Genomic DNA, 19,782 nt, shown 5'->3' with positions numbered 1-19,782 from the left:
TCGGTAGTGTCTGGCTGAAGGTGTTCCTAGTTAGGCCGCTGAGAGATCCTAAGCTCAGGATTTAATAAACTGTAGGGACTTTTTCAAGAAACGCCGAGTGTAATAGGAAGACAAGACCAGCAGAAAAGCGAGTAGCAAGCCCGCTGGAAAGCCGAGGATTCCAGGCAAGGCATACCCCGGGGAGATGTTCATAGCGATACCGTTCCAGCCGAAAAGCCCCAGCAGGGCAGCGATCAGAGAGATTGCTGCACATATTAGGCTCCCCACCGTCCAAACACTGAGGATGGGTACACAGAAGAGGATTAGGAAACTTTTAAACGTAAGTTTAAATAGGTTAGCTTTGGAATAGATACTGCTGTTCATCACGTTGCCTCCCTGTCAGGTAGGAATACCACTTTTTTAACTTTTGATTTAGATTCTACCGTCAGACTTTTACTGTAATGGAGTTCTTGAATAATACAGCCCGGCCCAATGGTGACATCCTCGCCGCAGACCAGATTAGCAGTGGTCCGTTCCAGCCTGATCGTGGTTCCTGTAATGGAACAGCAGTTCATTTTACGAAAGGGGCCCATCAGGAAGCTGAAAGGTGTGGATGATAGAAGGACCGATATTTCTCCGCCTGCGCTCATCTCATCAATGGAACACGCATTTCCCAGACGGATTTCGATGGAGTTTCTGGCTGTCAACCTCTTCATCCGCACAGCACCTTCGGCATAAAAAGATCCCGTCGTCGTCTCCTGCGTTGCAGACAAATAACCGGATGAACTAATGTTCTCAGCTTGAAGACTGCGAGTTCGCAGACTCCCGAGATTTTTGACTTGACGTGCAACACAGGCATTAGCAACAGAGCACTCGCCGGAGACCTTCAACCTTGCTGTTGTAATGCTCCCCCGGGCAGTCAGGACTCCCAGCACTTCCACCGAGGTAGCCACAATATCGTCTCTTCGTAAGAGTGAGCCTTTCACCTTTAGCGGAAGCTGACTAAATGCAGGTTCAGACGGCATGTCATCGTGCATCGTACAGTTCACCACCTCAACAGTATTTTATTTCAATGATTAAAATATATAACAATTATAATATATATTCAATATAACATTATTTTGACCGTGGGCATGCCAAAAAGCACTGCATTGTGACTTAAAGCCACACAGTGCAGTGCTTTGCTTGTAATGATCGATCTATGGGGGCTCAGAGAAGTTAATCTACAATGTTATTCATTAGCTTTTGGACCTTTTGAAGCGTTACGGCGATTCGATCCAGCTCTTCTGTTTCAAACCTGTCAAAAAGCTGCCGGATGCGCTGCTCTCCCTGAGCTGTAATCACAATATGGACCACTCTGCGATCTTCCTTGGTACGGACTCTTTCAATTAGGCCATCGTCTTCCAGCTTATTGCACATGAAGGAAGCTGCTCCAGGTGTAATAACGAATCGTTCTGCTATATCCGTAATATTCAGGCTTCCGGTTAGTTGAAGCTGAAACAGCAGCATGATTTGATTTTGTGTCAGCGACTCCGTTTGGATTATTTTTTCAACAAAAGCCTGGGAACTCCGCTGCACACTGGCCATGGTATCCATAACAGCATGGATGGCCTGGTCCTTGTTTGTTTTTGTACTCATAAGCCCACTCCAATTTGGCAATATTCCTATAATTCCTAAAATATATAGAAGCTATAACTTTGTTGTCAAGCCACTGTAGTCTAAACCTCCGTAGGATATTGCTTGCAGATCTCTATGAACTGCTGAACAATCGCCGATTGCTGTTCATTGCTGCGGGTACAGATCGCCAGATTGTTCGTGAGATGAATGTCCTCCACCCATACCCTTGCAAGCAGCCCGCGCTCTACGTATTCACGAACGACCAGTGAGGAGACAAAGTTCGCCCCGTATCCCGCCATCACCGATCGGATCGCCTCGTTGAGACCATTGAATTGCAGCGCCACCTGCGGTGGTTTCAGATCATAGGTCCTGCACAGGGAAAATAACCGCTCCCGCGTAGAACTTCCTTCTTCACGCATGATGAACGGTTCCTTCATCATCTCAGCCAGGGTCACCGAACGATTGGCAAAGGGATGAGAAGGAGACACAACAAACCACAGCTCATCTTCAAAAAGCTCCACCCAGTCCATGTTCTCCGGCCTGCCCTCCAAGCCACCCCCATAAATGGCAACGTCAGCTTCGTGCCGGTTCAGCTGTTCAAAAGCTTGCCGCGAATTCGTGGTCGTAATGACGACCTCAATCTGGTCATAGCGGGCTTTGAAGCGGGCGGCCCAGCTAGGAATCAGGAAATTCGCCGGAAGATACGTAGCGGCAATGCGGATTTTGCCGATTCGGCCCTGCCGGTAATCCTCAATGAATTCATCAATCTGTTCCTCATACGTAAAAAAGTTTCCGGCCTGCTTCGCCAGCTCCATGCCAAAGGGAGTCAAGGATACGCCTCGCCCGCTCGGCGTGAACAAGGGAAGTCCGAGGTCCTTCTCGAACTTCTTGATCTGACTTGTAACCGCAGGTTGGCTGATTCTGAGTTTGGCGGCCGCCTTCGTCACGCTGCCCGTCTCAGCAACATAGTAGAACAGCCTGAGTGCATGTATATTCATCCTGTCTGCTACTCCTTATATAACCAAAATATATGAATGGGTTAAAAACATATATTAGAATTATGATTCCTTTCATCATAAGCTGTAATCAGGAACAAGACAAATACTTGAGTCAACGATTATGAGGAGGAATGAAACGATGGAAAGAACACAGAGATGGAGCGAAGTGGATAATTATTTTAACAGCAAGCTGTTGCTCGAAGATCACGTGCTTGATGGCGTGCTGGCGGCCAATTCAGGAGCGGGTCTGCCCGCCATTGACGTTGCACCGAACCAGGGCAAACACCTGCATCTGCTGGCCCGCATGAAGGGAGCGAAGCATATTCTGGAGATCGGAACGCTGGGTGGTTACAGCACCATCTGGCTGGCTCGGGCGCTACCTGCAGAGGGGAAGCTGGTGTCACTAGAGTTTGAACACTTGCATGTGCAAATAGCGGAGGATAATCTGCGGGCGGCAGGACTGGCTGACAACGTACAGGTTATCGAAGGACCGGCACTGGAATCTCTGGCTGCTTTGGCGGATCAGGGTGTGGAGCCATTTGACTTTATTTTCATAGATGCCGACAAGCCGAACAATCCTCATTACTTGCAGTGGGCGCTGAAGCTGGCCAGCCCGGGCGCAGTTATCATTGCCGATAATGTGGTTCGTGACGGTGAAGTCGTGAATGGAGACAGCGGGGATGATCGGGTTCAGGGAATTCGCCAGTTCACCGATCTGCTAGCCGCCGAACCGCGAATCGATGCGACTGCGCTACAGACCGTAGGCAGCAAGGGATATGATGGATTTATACTCGGTGTGGTGAACGGCTAAAAGACGTCTCGTAACTAACAAATTAACTCACTAGCAACAAACAAACACAAACACAAACACAAACACAAACACAAACACAAACACAAACACAAACACAAACACAAACACAAACACAAACACAAACACAAACACAAACAAACTCACTAGCCAACAAACAAGCTATATAGAACGCATTAAAAACAAACGTAGCCATGAAAAAAGAAAGTTTATATAGGAAGGATCGAAGGATAATTAACGGCATTTTCGTACCTTAAATCCTCTGCAGCTGCTGGTTAATGGAGATTAGGTGCAATATTGTACCTTAAATCTTCCAGAATACCCGTCCGAGCGTGCTTTTTCGAAAAATAAGATACAATAATGCCCTTATATCCCTCATTTACCTAGAATAAAGAAAAATAAGGTACAGAAATGCACTTAGTTGAGGAGGGGGCCCCTATTATCACTGTTAAGACGACCGGTGAAGTGGAATATGCCGCCATAGGTTGCAATCTATCGGCACTCTATGTTACGTTGCTAGCTTTTTTCGTGGAAATTGCCGTCCAAAGAAATCAACACGGAAGCCAAAGAAGGCTTCCAGACCTAGCTTTCCTCCTGAATGTTTTCAGGCGAACGCTTTGCGCCTACAGTTCCAAACTTCCCCGTTCGATCATCTTCGCTGTTTGTTAATTTCTTTTGTTCGACATATATAACTTGCTTATGTGACTGGCTTATATAACTAAAAAACAGCAGCTTCTCCCGCTACTCGCACTTGGGGAAAAGCTGCTGTTTTTGTTTTATTTTATAAGACCAGAATCTTTAAGGAACTGCTTGGCTACATCTTTATATTCTTTCTTATTAATATCTACTTCGCCATTCAATTTCTGCATAGTTGCATCATCCAGCTTCGCGGATATCGCATCCAGGAGTGTGCTTATTTCCTTATCCTGATCTAAAGCTTCTTGACGGATAACCGGGGCAACATTATATGGAGGCCATAGATGCTTATCATCCTTCAGAACCACCAAATCCGGGTTAAGCAGTTCGCCGTCTGTTCCAAAGGCCATGGTAGCTTGAGCTTCATCATTCAATACTACGCGATATTTGACACCATAATCGAACAGCTTAAGGCTCTTGAATTTGAATTCACCATATACACGATTCATTCCAAGTAATCCATCTTCGCGCTCCTCGAACTCAGGTACACCGGCGAAGTTAATCTCGCCTGCTTTGGCTTGCAGCTCTGAGAGAGTTGTGATGCCATATTTCTCGGAAGCGGAGCGGGAAATGGCTATTGCCTGAGTGTTGTTGGCTTGGGAAGGCGCTAACCAGACGAGGTTAAATTCCTTCTTATAATAGTCCGAGACAAGATCAAACACTTGCTTAGGATCTGTGAGCGGCTTCTCATTCAGGATGTTTTGCAGGGCTGTGCCTGTGTATTCTGGATATACATCGATATCGCCTTTTTTGAGTGCTTCATGCGCGATCAACGTTCCGCCAAGGTTAAGCTTTCTATCTACTTTAATGCCGGCATTCTCAAGGACTAATGCATACATTTCGCCGAGAATCAGCGATTCGGTAAAGTTCTTGGAACCCACCACAATCTTCTTCTTGGAGGAGCCGTCTCCGCAACCGGCAGCAATACTCATTAAAGCAATGATTAGTGTGAGCAGCAGTAAGCTTGATTTCTTCTTTTTCATCTCAATTCCCCCTGCAATCATAATTAGACTTTACTCATTATTATCACTTGGTAATAATGGATTATTACTTTACAGGGCCAATAATAACATTACTTCCAAATAAATTCAATCACATTTGTTTACTGGGGATTAAAAAATTTTTTATGGGAATTTAAACCGTTTAACACCGCGAATTAATCCTTATAAGAATACTTAATATTTATTGACAATCAAAACGATGCCACTTACTATCTATTTAATAAATTGTTATCATTTTGTAATAATGAACTTCAATAAATACTTTGTGAGGAGTATGAACATGAGTGCCTCATTACAATTAGACGGATCAAGCTTGAAAATGGAGGATATGGCTGCAGTATTGGCGGGGAAGATTTTCAAAGTAAACATTGTTAAACAGCATCGCCAAACCTCAGAGCGCTCATTCCAACAGTCGGATCTCCCAACAAAGTCGTTTGTAGAACAGGGAGAGAGCTTCTTAGATTCATTAAGGGACTGGGTACAATCCGATGGCGAGTTATTGCCAAAAGAAGTAGGTCTTTTAAGTTTATATCTTCTATTGAATCATTCAGTTAAGCATAGTGATGTGCTGAGTGATGGATTGCTCCAAAGAGTTTTATTGTTCGTGAATCATGGGATCGAGCCTTGCTTACATAAAGAAAACAGAACTGAAACCTCCGCGATGAGTGAACTTGCCTTGATTCTCTATGGCGAAGAAGAATTGCTTTGTTATCACCAAGGACAATTTAAAGCTGTTGGATCATTGTTCGAGGAGCTAGGGCTCACCAAGCTTCAATATACTCGCGAAGATGCAGCGTTTATTACGGGGCTGTGCTGTGTGTCTACAGCGATGTCTATTTACGCAGCTGCTGAGGCTTCCAGGTTGACGAAAACTGCAGATATTTGTGTTGCAATGCAGCTTGAAGCCATACGGGGGGAGACTGGTGCTTTTGACCGGCGTCTGCATGAGCTTGGCAGGCCGTATAATAGCCAGATCGAAGTTGCGGAGAACGTACGAAGAATCATTAAAGATAGTGAATTTACCACTGAAAGAGGCCGGGAAGCTTATGGCGGAGACAATGGCCCCCGCTGCCAGGATGCCATCAGTATTCGGGCTGTACCCCAAACGCATGGGGGAGTCAGAGATACTGTGAAGTGGTTGAAGGAGCAGCTCGACAAGGATATCAATGATATCGCGGAGAAGTCGAACCCATTGTTAGGGTATTTGCTGGATTTGGTCATCGTCGGTTTAATAGATCTCGGCAATATCAGTGAAAGAAGAAGCTTCAGACTTTTGGACAGCAAAATGTCATATGGGCTGCCTATGAATCTTGTCGGAGAAAACCCGGGTTTCAATCATGGATTCCCGGTCATCCAGGCTGCTGCAACAGCTATATTGGCTGAAATGAAACTGCTGGCCCTTCCGAATACTGCTTTTTCAAAGATCGATCATATCACCCAAAAATATGTGTGCACGACACTGGAATCCTCGCTGAAGATGCTCGATGCGATATCGCTGCTTAACAAGATTTTGGGGATCGAGATGTACATGGCTGCTCAAGGGATGGATCTTGCTAAGAGTAAGCTGGTGGACTTTGAGTTTGGCGTGGGATCGAAAGAAGCACTCCATGTATTCAGAAACTTTGTGCAGACGGTGAAAGTGAATCGCTTTGCTTCCCCGGATATGGTTGCTGCGGAGAAAGTCGTCACAGATGGCATCGTGCTTCAGGCAGTAGAAGATATTGTCGGAAATTTAAAGTAAGGTGTGAGCCTATGAAGGATGCAAACTTATATATCGATGGTTATAGCTTAACTGTAGAACATATTATTGAAGCTGTGCGCGGGGAATGGAAAAGTGTACGCTTGGAGGCAGAAGCAAAAGCAAGATGTGAGAGCAGCAGGGCGCAAGTATCTCGCTGGCTCGGATCAGATGCTCCTGTTGTTTACGGTGTGAATACGGGGCTTGGTAATCTGAAGGATACGGCATTGTCCCCGGAAGAGCATCTGGATTGGAATAAAACGATCCCCTATCCTCATGCCGTAGGTGTGGGGGAGTATCTGAATCCCGTTATAACCAGAGCATCTATGCTTATTCGTGCCAATGTGCTGAGCAGGGGCTACTCTGGCGTAAGACCACAATTGATTGAAAGAATGCTGGAGATTTTTAACCATGGGATTGCTCCAGCGGTTCGTGAGTTAGGCTCTACTGGGTTAAGTGATCTTGGCCCGCTTGCTCACAACGCTATGGTCGTCGGGGGATTGGAAGAAGCAGAGGTGTTCTACAAAGGCAGACACATGAGTGCCCAGGCTTGTTTTCAAGAATTGGGCATGGAGGATGTATTTCCTCTGGAATGTAAAGAAGTGCTGTCGCAGATGAATGGTTCAACCATGACACAAGCGATCGCTATCTTTGCCTGCCATAATATGCAGCAGTTGCTGGAGATTGAAACAAGAATCGAAGCCATTCTAAATAACGGCCAACCGATCATCATTGATTCGAAAGAACGGGTGGATATGGCTGTTGAGAAAGCCTTCGACATTATCCTGAACACCGTGAACTTCGAGAATAACATCACCTGTGACAATCCGCTTCTATTCGAAGTGGAGGATGGCTACGAAGCTGTAATGGGATGCAATTGCAGTAATACGCAAGTAGGATATGTAATGGATCTGCTTAATTTTCTCATTGCCGATAAGGCAAACTATATTATGGAATTCATCAACAGGCTGGACTTGGAAGAAGGCGGAAGGCTGAAGGCAATCCGCGAAGCAGCTACGGCAAGAGTCAGACTCATTCATTCCTTAAGCCTCCCTGCTAGCGCCGATTCTATATCTACCAAGGCCAACCAGGAGGATCATGTTGAATTTAGTTTTGGGGCGGCAAGAAAGGCGCTTAAAGCGCTGACTGCCTACCAATCACTGTTGTCATATCTGCTTGCTGCGGCTACAAAGACAGATGCCGTTCGTAAGAACACAAGTAAGGTGCTGGAGGTATTCCCTGATTTGAATGTGAACACAACGGGTTCCTCTGCTAATCTGGCAGCTAGCATCAATCACTATTTGACTGGAAAATTCGATTTGGTTTCACTCGTTTTAAAGACGGATTGAGATCAAAGCTTAACTTCTGTCAAAGAAGTCATTCGTGCGATGTATCGTTCTGAAATCAAATAACCCGTAAGGAACGAAAGTGTTTCTCTCCATTCCTTACGGGTTATAGTATGCATTCATGTTATACAGTACGTTTCAGTGGCGTAGCGGCAGGGCGGATGACGTTCGTGTTGGTATCTTTTCTATGGAACAGCTTGCGCAGGTACGGAAGGACGAAGTAATCAAGGCCGATTTTACCAGCATTAGCGGCCGATACGATGATGATCACTTCCATGAGCAGTAATTGTACATTCGTGCTGACGGTACCCGAGAGCAGGTAAGCAGCGTTCATAACCAGACCCATAAGAGCAGCGAAGGTAGTGAATGTTCCTAGAATCAATCCCAAGCCAACCAGGAATTCACCAGCCGGTACCAGGAAGTTAAAGAAGTCTACGCCAGGGAGAGCTGCATGTTGGAGGAAGCTTCCCCACCAGGCTTGCACCGTCGCACCTTCACCAGCGCTCTTGGCAATAGCCCCTTTGATAAATCCCGAAGCATCAAACCCGCCGCCAGTCAGCTTATGCCATCCGGCAGTTAACCATTCATATCCCAGATATACCCGTACTATAGTGAGCAGCAGCATAGCGGCTTTATTTGTTCTGAACCAATTGTTAAACATATCTCTTCACTCCTTGTGTGTGGTCTTTCTTTTGTCTGTATCGGATGATCATCTTCGATAGCTTTATAATAAGTGATTTATTTCACAATAGGTGTGATAAATATCACAAAATACGAAGAAATTTTGATATCAAACTAAAATTGTGAATATTTTGTTTTGAAATATGTCGAAGGGGACATAAGTGAGGAACCGGTACCGCTTTCAAATGGTTCTTGACAGAGTTTTTGCATAAAATTAACATACAGATATGAATGAAAAAGCTATTGTAGCCGTTATAGGCCGAATCCATCGCAGAAGTAATCGATTTATCGAGAAGGAATTGAAGAAGCATCATATTCACGGAATTGCTCCATCGCATGGGGACATTCTGTTTCAGCTGTATGGACAGGAATCCATTACAATGAATCAGCTATCCTGCCTGATCGACAAGGACAAATCAACCATCACTGCATTAGTCGAGAAATTGGTGCGTCTGGAGTATGTTAAGAAGGAGCAGGACCTGAACGATGGCCGCATCTTCCGCTTATCCATTACAGATAAGGGAAGAGCGCTGAAGCCGATTTTTGAAGCGGTGTCCGAGTCTCTACTGGCTGCGGTGTATGAAGATTTTGCACCGGAAGAGAAGGAGCAGCTGCTTCGGTTGTTGGGGAAGATTAACATGTGAAAATGACTAAGACAGCCTGGTAGGAGCCGGGCTGTTTTTAGTATATAAGGGATTAGAAAGGAGCAAAGAAATGGACAATACTGCTGCTATAAGACACATCAAACAAGATGAGCTTCCTCAACTTTTGGAACTTTACATATGTTTGCATGAGGCTGATCCTGAACTTAACCCATGCGATGTAAATCCAATTTGGATAGAAATCTGTACAAGTAAAAACATGCATTACTTGGTAGTAGAGGTAGAAGGTCGATTAGTTGCATCCTGTGTGTTAGTGCTCATTGCTAATTTAACAAGAGGTGCCCGTCCCTATGGAATTATTGAAAATGTTATGACGCACAGTGGATTTCGCCGCAAGGGATATGGTACTGCAATCCTGAAAAAGGCATTGGAGATTGCTTGGGAACATCAGTGTTACAAAGTAATGCTGCTTACCGGATCGAAGAAAGAGAGTACCTTAAGGTTCTACGAACAAGCTGGTTTTAAAAGAGGAGTGAAAACAGGATTTATAGCCAAGCCCTAGTTTTCTAGTACCTTATTTGCATGATTTTTTTTGAACCCCGCAACCTTTTCGAACAATTCCCGTCTAGAGTGTACCAATTGGGAAATAAATCATGACAAACACAACCAGTAACCAAACACAATACACGGAGGAATGAAGATGAAGAAACGATTTTTAAAACCGCTGCTCCTAATAATGATGATTGCCGTTTTTAGTTTAAACGTTACGGGAGCGGCCTTTGCTAAGAGTGGCGGGTCCAAGAATCCCCCTAAGAATGGTATAGATATAGCGACTGCAGTAAGTATGATCGTAAAGGGGCTAGACCTGAACCTGAATGCCATCGATTTTATCAAAATGCCAGTGGCAAGCGATCACTATACAAAAGTGAAGGATAACGCTTCATATGCCAAGGATTTCATTAACGCTTATTACAATGGAGTACAGCTTCCGAAGGATATTAATCCTTCCGCCACAATCTCCAAGGAATACTTTGCTGAGCTTCTGTACCAGGCTATGAGTCATAAAGGCGATTTTGTCTGGATTGAAACATTCCAAAAGGTGGCAGACGGAAATCAAATCAAAAAAGAATACATGAACAGTATTCAGAAACTGATGCTCGCCAAGATCGTTACGCTCGACAGCAAACAAAAATTTTATCCGAAGAATAGTATCAGCCGTGACGAAGCAGCCAATATGATCAGCAAAACTGTGAAATTCATTAACAACTACAAACCAGTGCCTACACCTGCTCCAATCGAGGTTACATTAACCACGGGCAAGGAGACAGATGCTGTCACTAAGGTTACGCTTGCTGCTACGGTGCCGACTGGCGGTTATGGACTTGAAATTACGAGCATTCAATTCACGAAAGATCAGGCATTGATCAAATACAAGCTGGTGAAGCCGGCCCCAGGCTCCATGAGCGCCCAAGTCATTACCGAAATTAAAGCCGTAACCTACATTCCTTCGACATTCAAACCTGTTCTTCAGGCCAATAAATAATACGGATACTCGAATAAAAGCATTATTAGCAACGGATGGACTCGATAGGAGCCATCCGTTGTTTTTGTATGGACGGGTAGGGAGAGTGAAAAATAAAGAAGTGAAATGGAGGATTCTGTAATAATATCTCGAATATATAAGGGATGTACGTATGACTAGCTAAGGGGGATATCACTATGGCTCTTCAGGCAGAAACTCTTGTGGAAGAATGGCTGAACAAGAACGGGTATTTTACGATAAGAGGCATCAAGGAGAAGCTAAATGAGATTGATTTCCTCGCGGTACGGCGAAATGGCGAAGGCGAATGGGAGTATGTCCATTGTGAAGTTCAGGTTAGTGTGCGACCTGTGGCCTATATCAGCAAGTTGACCAAGCAGCAGATGGAGAAGCTAGGCGTAAAGTCGAAGACAAGTGCCAAACTGCGCAATTCTGAAAGTCTAAAGGACAGCGTAAAGGCCTGGGTAGAGATCAAGTATACCTCCGACAAAAAGAAGAAGCTGCGCAGCTCCGTGATTGACACCGACCAGTGGCAGTATTGGTTCGTACACGGAAGAGTGAAGGATCAGAATGAGTTGGAGCAAATCAGCAGCGAGGGTGTCAAGCTGGTAGCCATCAAGGATATTTTGCAGGAACTAACGGCCAATACGACGGAGCATAGTTTCTCTGCGGCTTCTGCGGGCGATTTGGTAGAGTTGATTAATCTGTTAAATGCGGAAGAGTAGAGCAGTCCGGATACCCTTTTCTTTTGTTCAGTCGTCCATATGAGTCTTGGAACCCAATGGCAATGATTGAGATAGAGGACCAACTCTTTGGAGAAGATGTTGGTCTTTTTTGCGTCCAATGGTAACATGTAGGTAATATTTCTTATTAAAAAACCGCGTATTTCGACAAATAAATACATATTTCTTATTAAATACCTTTACTATTTACAAAATTTTATTTAAGATTCTCTTATGTGTAATGGAATAGGAAATAATATGTAATACAAATTTTTCTTAATTTATTACAACAGATGATTATACATGATGGAGGAATGCACAAATGTTCACAATCGAATATAATGCCGCAAAAAACAGAGTTGTCGTTACCGCTCAAGAGGTTACACTGGACAATGCACAGCAATACATTGATGAGTTCACCGAGATTCTTAAAAAAGTAAAACCAGGGTTCACTGGAGTTACAATTCTGACTGGCGCTAAAGTATTGTCTCAAGAAGTAGCTAAGGAACTGGCACCTACTAGTGAACTGGCAACTCAAAAAGGCGTATCTACTGATAAGAAATGGGCCTATGTAACAGGTTCTTCCATTTACAAAATGCAAATGAGACGTATCTTCGGTGACTTCGTGGAGTACTTCGAAACCGTTGAGCAAGCAGATGCTTACCTGAGCAACTAATCTCAAATGGGATCATAAAGCAACAGCTCACATCTTTACAGATGTGGGCTGTTTTTGTTATGTAGTTATAGCTACGTGCTATAATCGAAGATATATCTGAGAGTATATCAGTACATAGGAGGCCTACTTATCTATATTATTTTGCAAGAGCCGACCGGTAAGACCTATGAGGCGTTCATTGAGATCGCCATGGAAGTATGCGATGAGTTCATTCTGGTGAAACGCGATCAGATGTCACTTGATCCGAGTGGAATTGAACTACTGGAGCAGCTAAAGCCTTTTTTTAAAGAGAAAAAAAGAGAAGATCATTGGCCAGGTACGCGGTTATTTGGTCATTATGCGGATATTTATTATTTTCATTGTTGTGCTGAAGCTACGAAAATCCTTCTCTCTTATTCCTCGGGTCTATACTCCTGGGTCCAACCGAAAGTCCCCGATGATCTTTGTTTTCTGAGAAATGGGGAGCCGTGGCTAATGAACACAGCGCATGAGGAGAACAGTTATTTAGATACAGATGTGGAAGAAGAAGTTATGCGTTTAGATCAAAGCGGATTGCTGTTTCATGACTTAAAAAGAGGAATTAGCCACTGATAATGTGGTTATTCCTCTTCTTTTATTTAACCTGCAATTTCTTTAGTTTTAATGGATTGTTTTCTTACCGTAATCGTTAAATAGAGGATAGTTAGTGTGATAAAAGTAACCCCAATAAGAGCTAAGATTAATGCTTGATTAAGAACATACGTATAGTCAACAGTGGTTGACATCAACTCTCTGAACCCTTTTATAGAATAGGTTAGTGGTAAAAAAGGATTGATATACTGGAAGAATGTTGGCGTTAATTCTTTCGGGAATGTTCCGGCACTTCCTCCAATCTGCAGCAGCATTAGAATGAAAATGATATACTGTCCGACTTTATCCATCGTTACTGTGAGAAATTGTATGATGGTATAAAGGGTTAAGCTTGTGAAAATAGTAAACAGATAAAAATATAGTTCATTTTGAACTTGTAAACCTAGTCCATGAATTAAAATTACATCTGCAAAGATGGACTGAAATACACCGACCACCAATAATACACTATATTTACTGATGAAATGCGAAAACCCGGAAGTTGTAATCTCCGTGGTAGTTCTCATCGAATAGGACGAGACAAACATTAGTCCACCTGCTAAAAGACCAAGGGATAGGATATAAGGTGCTAATCCAACTCCATAATCTTTCACATCATTTAACTTATGAGCGACAAGATTAATCGGACTGGCAAACATAGTATTCGTTTCATCATTCGTACTCACATCGTTTACCTTATTTGCTCCGTCCTGTAATGATTTATGCAGCGTACTTGTTCCCTGTGAAAGATCGTGTGTGCCTTTTAATAATTCATTAGCCCCATCTGCTAACTTACCTGAGCCAATATAAAGTTGATTCGAGCCATCGCTTAATTGATTTATACCTTCAACTATTTGATTCCCACCGGAATTTAATATAACTAGGCCTGAAGAAAGTGCAGAGCTTCCCTCGCTTACCTTCTTAGTGCCGTTAAATAAATCAATACTTCCCTGAGCAAGCTTTTGAGAGGCAACTGCAGCTTCACCGAGCTTCCCATTAAATAATGTTGAATTAGAGCTGAATTCCTTTTGACCAGCTACAAGACTATTTGCAGCCGAATATAGATTGTGTTGACCCGCTACAAGTTGAGAATAACTCGTACTGATTTGCTTTCCACCTTGATTCAGCTGGTCCATTGATGTTGAGATGGTTTGAAGCTGCGCAAGCACCTTCTTTATTTCTTCCTGACTAATGGACCCGGTACTGCTTACATCCGAGAATTCATTAGTCACGTCTTGTATGGCCGTATTCATAGTTGACATGTTGTTCGTAAATTGACCAAAACTATTTTGGAGTGCTACGGAGCCATCTGACGATTGCTTTAGTCCGGCAGCTAGTTGGTTATTCCCACGTAATAATTGATCGGAGCCGGCTACTAATTTTTTACTGGCTTCTGATAACTGCTGTAATCCGGAATTAAGGTCACCGGCACCTTTTTTCAGTGAATCAGCACCACCCAATACAGAATGGATACCAGTGTTCAACTGGTTGGCTCCATCGCTGGATTGTTTAATTCCATTGGCTACCTGAATTGCACCTGCTTGTAATTTAGCTGTTCCATCTTTAAGAACCAGGTTACTGTCCGTTAATTTCTTTAAATTTTCACTTAATGTGGTTGTTCCATTGGCAAGCTTATCTACACCTTCGTTGATCCGCTTTGAACCATCGCTAGCTTCCTGCATACCTTCTCCGACTTTGCTAAGGCTTTTAAATACGGAATCGGCATATTGCTCTGTAACCTTTTTTGAAAGGCTGGAGCTTATATCCTTAATAGCTGAAGAGCTGATCTGTGACCCAGAGTAGTTTTTTCCGGCATTCGTATAATAATTTAACTCCATTTTTTCCGGATGTTCCCCTAATAGAGATGAGGCGTGCTGTGAAAACTGGCTTGGAAGTTCGATTACCATGTAATAATCTTCATTCTTGAGTCCTTCCATCGCTTTTCTTTCTGTAGTAAATACCCACTTGAATTTGTCATCGTCCTTTAATCCATCCACGAAATCTTTACCAATATTAATGGTCTTCCCGTCTAGTACAGCCCCTCGATCATTATTAACTACGGCAACAGGGAGTTGATCCAATTTACCATAAGGGTTCCAATAGGCTGACAGGAATATCAAAGAGTAGAACATGGGGACAAGCATGATGGCAACAATCACCACAATTAAAAAAGGCTTTTTAATTATATTTTTCCATTCTTGTTTTATCATTCAGTGACCCTCCAATTAAATTCGATTTATATAAAAACCAAGATGTTTCGAATGACAAAACATATTCTATCAGCGTCATTATTAAAAATAAATTTAATTAAAATTAATAATACTTAAATTATTTTTAATTATGGAATATAAATAAGACCTTACCATTCCGGCAAGGTCTCACGTTTTTCTATTTAGACTCTACAAATTTTAAGTCAATTGTGATAAAAGGTGGTCCGTGAATTGTTCTATCAACTCAGAATTTTCCTGGTCTTTTCGCGTAATTCTCCATAAATAGTTAGGCACGGTAGTAAATTCGTTAATTGAAATCGAAATCAGCTCATCTTTTATATAAGGAGGCAATGAATTAAGCGTATATTCTGTAGCGATTGTTATGGCATTCCCTTTAGTAACCATTTGGAAAAGTCCATCAACGTTATTTGTGACTAAAGCAAGCCTATTCGACTCGTCGTTTAGAAGAAATTTTTCAGCAATCATTTTTATATAGGGGTCGTTGTACAGGACAATTGTTTCATCTTTTATCTCATTCCCAGGTATATTTCGTTTAAAACGCAATGCTGAACTTTTATGTACAACCAAGATCGCTTGATCTCTTATGATAGGTTGCCAATTAAGTGAAGGATCTTGTTGGTTCTTGGAGAAAGAGACGAAGCCCATATCCGCGATACCATTTTTAACCTGATTCACAACGGAAGTCGTTTCACCTTCAAACATTTGAACATTTATATAGGGATAATTTTTTTGAAACCCCAGCATGGTGTTGATGATTTTGGAGACGAGACCCGGAATGGTTGAAATCAAGATATTACCATAGTTTCTATGCTTTAAAGTAGCTATATCCTTTTTCATTTTATCGATGTTTCTGAGGATTGAGACCGCATGCTGTATAACTTTTTTGCCTTCGGGAGTTGGAGTTACACCTTTTCTGGAGCGATGAAATAGTGAAACCTCTAACTCCTCTTCTAACTGGCTGATAGAAATACTGATTGCCGGAACAGTCATGAGGTTTTTTTTAGCTGCTTCTGTAAAGGAACCTAGTTCTCCTACATCTACAAGATAATGAAGCTGGATAATATTCATAAAATCTACCCCATTAATTTTTATTAAAGTAATTTTATCATATGTAAATACTGAGATATATAATATTCTCCACAATACTGGAGAAGTAAGAGGAGCTCATTGTAGTATTAGTTAAATTTTCCTAGTGTATGTAATAGATTACGGCTGCTAGCGTATTAGCTTCTGTAAATCACTTGGCCGGTGAATATTGCAAGAAAGGAGAATAGAGGAATGCAAGAGCGCGCATTGCTACAGTCTTTTGGTCAAATTAAGCAAGAAAACGATACAGTCGTGGACAAAGATAAGCTCTTCACAACGATTTTTGAAACCTATTATTCAAGGATATTCAACTATACCGCTTATCGCGTCAATTGCCGATATACGGCGGAGGATTTGACCAGCCAGATTTTCGAGAAGACATTGTCCAAGCTGCACAGCTACTCTGGGGAAAAAGCACCATTCGAAGTATGGCTGTTCGCCATCGCAAGAAACGTAGTGAACGATTATTACCGGAGCCAAAAGAGAACTCGCTTGTTCTCACTGGATGCCATCCGTGAACTGGTATCAACAAGACAAGCCCCTGAGGAGCGTATGCTGGAGGGAGAACGCAGCAGCGGACTGAACCGTGCGCTGGATACGCTGGCGGCCAAAGAGCGGAATATCGTGGCACTTAAATTCGGGGCGGATCTGAAGAATAAGGAGATCGCCAGCATCACAGGAATGTCCGAAAGTAACATCGGCGTGATCCTGTACCGAAGTATGCGGAAATTAAAATCGGAGATAGGGAGCGTGGAACAACTGTGAATGCCAAGGATACGGTACAGAGGTTGTCCAGAGACATCGATGAGGGTCTTCACCAGAAAGATTCCACTGAGTGGAACGGTTCTCCGGAGTACCTTGAACTGCTGAGCTTAAGCAAGGCGCTGGCTCGACAGGATTTCAGTGAAACTTCCAATAAGTCGGACATTTTGGACAAGATACAGAGCCGGATTAAGATAAAGGAGGCAGATAGAAAGATGAAGGTTAAAAATAGCATCAGACGTCCAGCGATAATTATGGCTTCCCTTCTGGTTGCAGGTGCCCTTAGCGTAAGCTTCGTTAAGCCATCCTTTGCCCAGGAGATGCTGGGCAGAGTTCTGCAAAAGATCAATCTGGGAAACATTATTGCCAGTCAATACGATCCCGATCAAGAGCCGCCATTTCCAGAAAAGTGGAAGGGCAAGCTTTTTGACAAGGACGGAAATAAGATAGAATCGTATACAGAGAAGCTGGGCGAGGTCTATAACGCCAATGGTGAGCTTATCGTAGGCTTTGATGGGGATGAGCTGATTACGAAAAGCCAGCAGGAACAGCGCGACAAGGAGGCAGCGGCGAAAAAAGTAGTAGTAAAGGAACCGGCTGAACTGGAACAATACGCGCTCTTCACAGTAAAGCTTCCCAAGTATTTGCCGGAAGGATTCGCTTTTGACCATGGAGAATTTTATAAGGATGAGAACGGTGTTAACGGAAAATACCTCGACTTGTTCTTTACCAGTGAGAAGAAGGGGACGAAGATTTGGATGCAACAGCGCTTCTCCGATAAGGAGACCGCATACGAAATGTCTAGCACCGGTAAGATGGAGAAGGTCAGCGTAAGCGGCGTTGACGCCGTGATGTGGGACGATAGAAACCTTGACTGGGAAGCGGATGGGGTATTATATGGCCTCTCAACCAAGGGGCTGGATCGGGCTGAGGTCCTGAAAATCGCTGAATCTATCCGTTGAACATGCGCTAATAGTACGAATGAGAAGATCTCCCGTGCGGGGGATCTTTTTTTTAACACGACAGAACTCCAATGTAAATAAGGGCATTTTTGTACCCTAAATCGGATGTAACTGAGAAATGACGTAGATTAAGGGCAATTTTGTATGTTAAATCTTCAGTTTTCATGTCCTACACTACTTTCACAAGAAATAAGGTACAATAATGCTCTTATTTCCCTTTTTATCCTCAAAAAGAAAAATATAAGGTACAAAAATGCTCTTAATTGGGACTAGTGGTTTGAATCCTTTATTCGCTCTATATAGCATCTAAAAACTTACAATGTCTGTTGTATCAATGTTATTGTACCAGGTTATCTATTTTAAGAACCCGCCAGAGGGCGGTTTTTTTACGCAAATGTACAATTTCAGCATTTTTAATACAGGGTTGTGAGCTAAGGCTCATGAAAGTTCTTTATGATCACTTCTTTTCACCTTTCAAAAACCATGCTTGTCATGCCCGTCTGCATATTGTGGTCAAGTCTCTCATAGACATGTACTAATCAATGCATTCAAAACAGGTTAAGGGGATGATGTCATGCGCCGGATAACATGGGTACTCGCAATCATTATGAGCGTGGCCCTGGTGCTCACGGGGTGCGGGAAGAAGGATGCTGCGTCCGTAGTCAAGGATTTGAACGATGTAGCTGACAAGTTGGAGAGCAAGCAGGGAACATATCAAGGCTCGGGCACGATGACTCTGTATACCGGTGAGCAGCCGCAGGAATACAAGGTGGAGGTATGGTACAAGAATCCTTCCTATTACCGGATCAGCTTGTCTAATGTACAGAAGGATATCACGCAGATTGTGCTGCGCAATGATGAGGGCGTATTCGTACTGACGCCGAGTCTGAATAAGAGCTTCCGCTTCCAGAGCGATTGGCCGGATCATCAGGGGCAGGTCTACCTGTATCAGACGCTGGTGCAAGGCATTGTCTCCGATAACAACCGCCAGTTCGTAGCCGACGGAGATAACTTCGTGTTTGAGGTGGCGGCGAATTATCAAAGCAGTGCGTTGGTACGCCAGAAGATCTGGCTGGATAAGAAGTCATATGCGCCGAAGCAGGTGCAGGTGTCCGATTCAGAAGCCAAGGTTGTTGTGAATGTGAAGTTCGACAGCTTTACCTTTGATACGGACTTCACGAAGGATTCCTTCGATATGCAAAAGAATATGTCCACCGGAACGCCATCCAAGAGTACGGTGGCCGAGGTAGATGAGAACGGCAATCCGGTGTCGGCACCGGAAGATGGAGAGAATGCCCAGCCGCCGGTGGCTGCAGAGCTTGGCGACTTCGGTATTGTGGAGCCGAACTACGTTCCTGAGGGTGTGAGCCTGAAGGATTCCAATAAAATCGAAGGCAGCAAGGATCAGGCGGTGCTGCTCCGCTACGACGGAATTTATCAATATACGATCATGGAGGCCCGTCCGCTGGACCGTGCAGTGTCCCTCACTCCTGGCAAATTGTGGGATATGGGCTTCACCTTCGGGGTCCTGAGTGGTGACGATTTGCAGACGCTGACCTGGACGAATGAAGGGATCGAGTACCGGATTACAAGCGCAAATCTGCCAGTTGATGAAATGGTGAAAGTTGCCGCTTCTATGCAGGAACAATCGGGTAAGTAATAGGAGTAGGCGGATACTGCGTATTGTGGGAATCATTCCTCTACAGCGTAGTATCCGTTTTTTCTTTA

At 43.6% G+C, this 19,782-nt stretch carries 20 protein-coding genes; 12 read left to right on the top strand and 8 right to left on the bottom strand.

Going from position 1 to position 19,782, the window contains the following annotated elements:
• Window positions 1–54 precede the first annotated feature (54 nt).
• The 4 genes from ACFVU8_RS16990 to ACFVU8_RS16975 all read right to left on the bottom strand — a co-directional run bounded on the left by ACFVU8_RS16990 (window position 55) and on the right by ACFVU8_RS16975 (window position 2,594).
• Window positions 55–363, bottom strand: a complete 309-nt coding sequence (locus ACFVU8_RS16990) for a hypothetical protein (protein WP_387428668.1) — start codon at window positions 361–363, stop codon at window positions 55–57.
• The gene (locus ACFVU8_RS16985; RefSeq protein ID WP_387428665.1) at window positions 363–1,016 is read right to left on the bottom strand and encodes a hypothetical protein; all 654 of its coding nucleotides are present in this window, start codon (window positions 1,014–1,016) and stop codon (window positions 363–365) included. The genes ACFVU8_RS16990 and ACFVU8_RS16985 overlap by 1 nt, the downstream gene beginning before the upstream one ends.
• 181 nt (window positions 1,017–1,197) lie before the next feature.
• Window positions 1,198–1,617, bottom strand: a complete 420-nt coding sequence (locus ACFVU8_RS16980) for a MarR family winged helix-turn-helix transcriptional regulator (RefSeq protein ID WP_066377698.1) — start codon at window positions 1,615–1,617, stop codon at window positions 1,198–1,200.
• A gap of 80 nt (window positions 1,618–1,697) precedes the next feature.
• Entirely contained in the window at window positions 1,698–2,594 is an 897-nt protein-coding gene (locus ACFVU8_RS16975; RefSeq protein WP_387428664.1) for a LysR family transcriptional regulator, read from the bottom strand.
• A gap of 139 nt (window positions 2,595–2,733) precedes the next feature.
• Here ACFVU8_RS16975 and ACFVU8_RS16970 point away from each other — a divergent pair, with 139 nt between their 5' ends.
• Window positions 2,734–3,405, top strand: a complete 672-nt coding sequence (locus ACFVU8_RS16970) for an O-methyltransferase (RefSeq protein ID WP_387428661.1) — start codon at window positions 2,734–2,736, stop codon at window positions 3,403–3,405.
• Between the two features lie 773 nt (window positions 3,406–4,178).
• Here ACFVU8_RS16970 and ACFVU8_RS16965 read toward each other — a convergent pair.
• The gene (locus tag ACFVU8_RS16965) at window positions 4,179–5,081 is read right to left on the bottom strand and encodes an ABC transporter substrate-binding protein (protein WP_175370052.1); all 903 of its coding nucleotides are present in this window, start codon (window positions 5,079–5,081) and stop codon (window positions 4,179–4,181) included.
• A 298-nt stretch (window positions 5,082–5,379) separates the two neighbouring features.
• Here ACFVU8_RS16965 and ACFVU8_RS16960 point away from each other — a divergent pair, with 298 nt between their 5' ends.
• Both ACFVU8_RS16960 and ACFVU8_RS16955 read left to right on the top strand, forming a co-directional pair.
• Window positions 5,380–6,840, top strand: coding sequence for an aromatic amino acid lyase (locus ACFVU8_RS16960; RefSeq protein ID WP_387428659.1), 1,461 nt, complete (start codon window positions 5,380–5,382; stop codon window positions 6,838–6,840).
• 11 nt (window positions 6,841–6,851) lie between these two features.
• Window positions 6,852–8,186 carry an aromatic amino acid lyase gene (locus tag ACFVU8_RS16955; protein WP_387428657.1) on the top strand — a complete coding sequence of 445 codons (1,335 nt, stop codon included), beginning with the start codon at window positions 6,852–6,854 and terminating at the stop codon, window positions 8,184–8,186.
• Between the two features lie 121 nt (window positions 8,187–8,307).
• Here ACFVU8_RS16955 and ACFVU8_RS16950 read toward each other — a convergent pair whose 3' ends face one another.
• Window positions 8,308–8,844 (bottom strand): DoxX family protein, encoded by a 537-nt coding sequence (locus ACFVU8_RS16950; protein ID WP_379469783.1) that lies wholly within the window; start codon window positions 8,842–8,844, stop codon window positions 8,308–8,310.
• Window positions 8,845–9,091: 247 nt separating this feature from the next.
• Here ACFVU8_RS16950 and ACFVU8_RS16945 point away from each other — a divergent pair, with 247 nt between their 5' ends.
• From ACFVU8_RS16945 to ACFVU8_RS16920, 6 genes are all read left to right on the top strand, one after another.
• Window positions 9,092–9,508 (top strand): MarR family winged helix-turn-helix transcriptional regulator, encoded by a 417-nt coding sequence (locus tag ACFVU8_RS16945; protein WP_387428654.1) that lies wholly within the window; start codon window positions 9,092–9,094, stop codon window positions 9,506–9,508.
• 70 nt (window positions 9,509–9,578) lie between these two features.
• On the top strand, window positions 9,579–10,028 hold the full coding sequence (locus ACFVU8_RS16940) for a GNAT family N-acetyltransferase (protein WP_387428651.1): 450 nt from the start codon (window positions 9,579–9,581) through the stop codon (window positions 10,026–10,028).
• A 138-nt stretch (window positions 10,029–10,166) separates the two neighbouring features.
• Window positions 10,167–11,009 (top strand): protease complex subunit PrcB family protein, encoded by an 843-nt coding sequence (locus ACFVU8_RS16935; RefSeq protein WP_387428649.1) that lies wholly within the window; start codon window positions 10,167–10,169, stop codon window positions 11,007–11,009.
• Between the two features lie 176 nt (window positions 11,010–11,185).
• Window positions 11,186–11,731 (top strand): hypothetical protein, encoded by a 546-nt coding sequence (locus ACFVU8_RS16930; RefSeq protein WP_379469812.1) that lies wholly within the window; start codon window positions 11,186–11,188, stop codon window positions 11,729–11,731.
• A 319-nt stretch (window positions 11,732–12,050) separates the two neighbouring features.
• Window positions 12,051–12,404: a hypothetical protein gene (locus ACFVU8_RS16925; RefSeq protein WP_175370059.1), complete on the top strand. Its 354-nt coding sequence runs from the start codon at window positions 12,051–12,053 to the stop codon at window positions 12,402–12,404.
• Window positions 12,405–12,620: 216 nt separating this feature from the next.
• Complete coding sequence (locus tag ACFVU8_RS16920; RefSeq protein WP_387428647.1) at window positions 12,621–12,995, top strand: hypothetical protein; 375 nt, start codon at window positions 12,621–12,623, stop codon at window positions 12,993–12,995.
• Between the two features lie 26 nt (window positions 12,996–13,021).
• Here ACFVU8_RS16920 and ACFVU8_RS16915 read toward each other — a convergent pair whose 3' ends face one another.
• Together ACFVU8_RS16915 and ACFVU8_RS16910 are read right to left on the bottom strand one after the other, a co-directional pair.
• Window positions 13,022–15,223, bottom strand: coding sequence for a YhgE/Pip family protein (locus ACFVU8_RS16915; protein ID WP_387428646.1), 2,202 nt, complete (start codon window positions 15,221–15,223; stop codon window positions 13,022–13,024).
• Between the two features lie 198 nt (window positions 15,224–15,421).
• Complete coding sequence (locus tag ACFVU8_RS16910; protein ID WP_387428643.1) at window positions 15,422–16,312, bottom strand: LysR family transcriptional regulator; 891 nt, start codon at window positions 16,310–16,312, stop codon at window positions 15,422–15,424.
• Between the two features lie 210 nt (window positions 16,313–16,522).
• Between ACFVU8_RS16910 and ACFVU8_RS16905 the strand changes: the two genes are divergently transcribed.
• The 3 genes from ACFVU8_RS16905 (at window position 16,523) to ACFVU8_RS16895 (ending at window position 19,714) form a co-directional block, all read left to right on the top strand.
• Window positions 16,523–17,095 (top strand): sigma-70 family RNA polymerase sigma factor, encoded by a 573-nt coding sequence (locus ACFVU8_RS16905; protein WP_379465511.1) that lies wholly within the window; start codon window positions 16,523–16,525, stop codon window positions 17,093–17,095.
• Window positions 17,092–18,054 (top strand): DUF4367 domain-containing protein, encoded by a 963-nt coding sequence (locus ACFVU8_RS16900; protein ID WP_387428642.1) that lies wholly within the window; start codon window positions 17,092–17,094, stop codon window positions 18,052–18,054. The genes ACFVU8_RS16905 and ACFVU8_RS16900 overlap by 4 nt, the downstream gene beginning before the upstream one ends.
• A 574-nt stretch (window positions 18,055–18,628) precedes the next feature.
• Window positions 18,629–19,714 carry an outer membrane lipoprotein-sorting protein gene (locus tag ACFVU8_RS16895; RefSeq protein ID WP_387428639.1) on the top strand — a complete coding sequence of 362 codons (1,086 nt, stop codon included), beginning with the start codon at window positions 18,629–18,631 and terminating at the stop codon, window positions 19,712–19,714.
• Window positions 19,715–19,782 lie beyond the last annotated feature (68 nt).

The sequence above is a fragment of the Paenibacillus sp. NPDC058177 genome (genome assembly GCF_042883835.1).
Lineage (GTDB): Bacteria > Bacillota > Bacilli > Paenibacillales > Paenibacillaceae > Paenibacillus_AQ > Paenibacillus_AQ agri.
Note: the sequence above shows the minus strand (reverse complement) of the source record. Positions and strands in the feature narration are given on the sequence as shown.

Excerpts from the sequence above, each read along its gene's own strand:
- ACFVU8_RS16990 (WP_387428668.1), bottom strand. The coding sequence starts at position 363 with ATGAACAGCAGTATCTATTCCAAAGCTAACCTATTTAAACTTACGTTT.
- ACFVU8_RS16985 (WP_387428665.1), bottom strand. The coding sequence starts at position 1,016 with ATGCACGATGACATGCCGTCTGAACCTGCATTTAGTCAGCTTCCGCTA.
- ACFVU8_RS16980 (WP_066377698.1), bottom strand. The coding sequence starts at position 1,617 with ATGAGTACAAAAACAAACAAGGACCAGGCCATCCATGCTGTTATGGAT.
- ACFVU8_RS16975 (WP_387428664.1), bottom strand. The coding sequence starts at position 2,594 with ATGAATATACATGCACTCAGGCTGTTCTACTATGTTGCTGAGACGGGC.
- ACFVU8_RS16970 (WP_387428661.1), top strand. The coding sequence starts at position 2,734 with ATGGAAAGAACACAGAGATGGAGCGAAGTGGATAATTATTTTAACAGC.
- ACFVU8_RS16965 (WP_175370052.1), bottom strand. The coding sequence starts at position 5,081 with ATGAAAAAGAAGAAATCAAGCTTACTGCTGCTCACACTAATCATTGCT.
- ACFVU8_RS16960 (WP_387428659.1), top strand. The coding sequence starts at position 5,380 with ATGAGTGCCTCATTACAATTAGACGGATCAAGCTTGAAAATGGAGGAT.
- ACFVU8_RS16955 (WP_387428657.1), top strand. The coding sequence starts at position 6,852 with ATGAAGGATGCAAACTTATATATCGATGGTTATAGCTTAACTGTAGAA.
- ACFVU8_RS16950 (WP_379469783.1), bottom strand. The coding sequence starts at position 8,844 with ATGTTTAACAATTGGTTCAGAACAAATAAAGCCGCTATGCTGCTGCTC.
- ACFVU8_RS16945 (WP_387428654.1), top strand. The coding sequence starts at position 9,092 with ATGAATGAAAAAGCTATTGTAGCCGTTATAGGCCGAATCCATCGCAGA.
- ACFVU8_RS16940 (WP_387428651.1), top strand. The coding sequence starts at position 9,579 with ATGGACAATACTGCTGCTATAAGACACATCAAACAAGATGAGCTTCCT.
- ACFVU8_RS16935 (WP_387428649.1), top strand. The coding sequence starts at position 10,167 with ATGAAGAAACGATTTTTAAAACCGCTGCTCCTAATAATGATGATTGCC.
- ACFVU8_RS16930 (WP_379469812.1), top strand. The coding sequence starts at position 11,186 with ATGGCTCTTCAGGCAGAAACTCTTGTGGAAGAATGGCTGAACAAGAAC.
- ACFVU8_RS16925 (WP_175370059.1), top strand. The coding sequence starts at position 12,051 with ATGTTCACAATCGAATATAATGCCGCAAAAAACAGAGTTGTCGTTACC.
- ACFVU8_RS16915 (WP_387428646.1), bottom strand. The coding sequence starts at position 15,223 with ATGATAAAACAAGAATGGAAAAATATAATTAAAAAGCCTTTTTTAATT.
- ACFVU8_RS16910 (WP_387428643.1), bottom strand. The coding sequence starts at position 16,312 with ATGAATATTATCCAGCTTCATTATCTTGTAGATGTAGGAGAACTAGGT.
- ACFVU8_RS16905 (WP_379465511.1), top strand. The coding sequence starts at position 16,523 with ATGCAAGAGCGCGCATTGCTACAGTCTTTTGGTCAAATTAAGCAAGAA.
- ACFVU8_RS16895 (WP_387428639.1), top strand. The coding sequence starts at position 18,629 with ATGCGCCGGATAACATGGGTACTCGCAATCATTATGAGCGTGGCCCTG.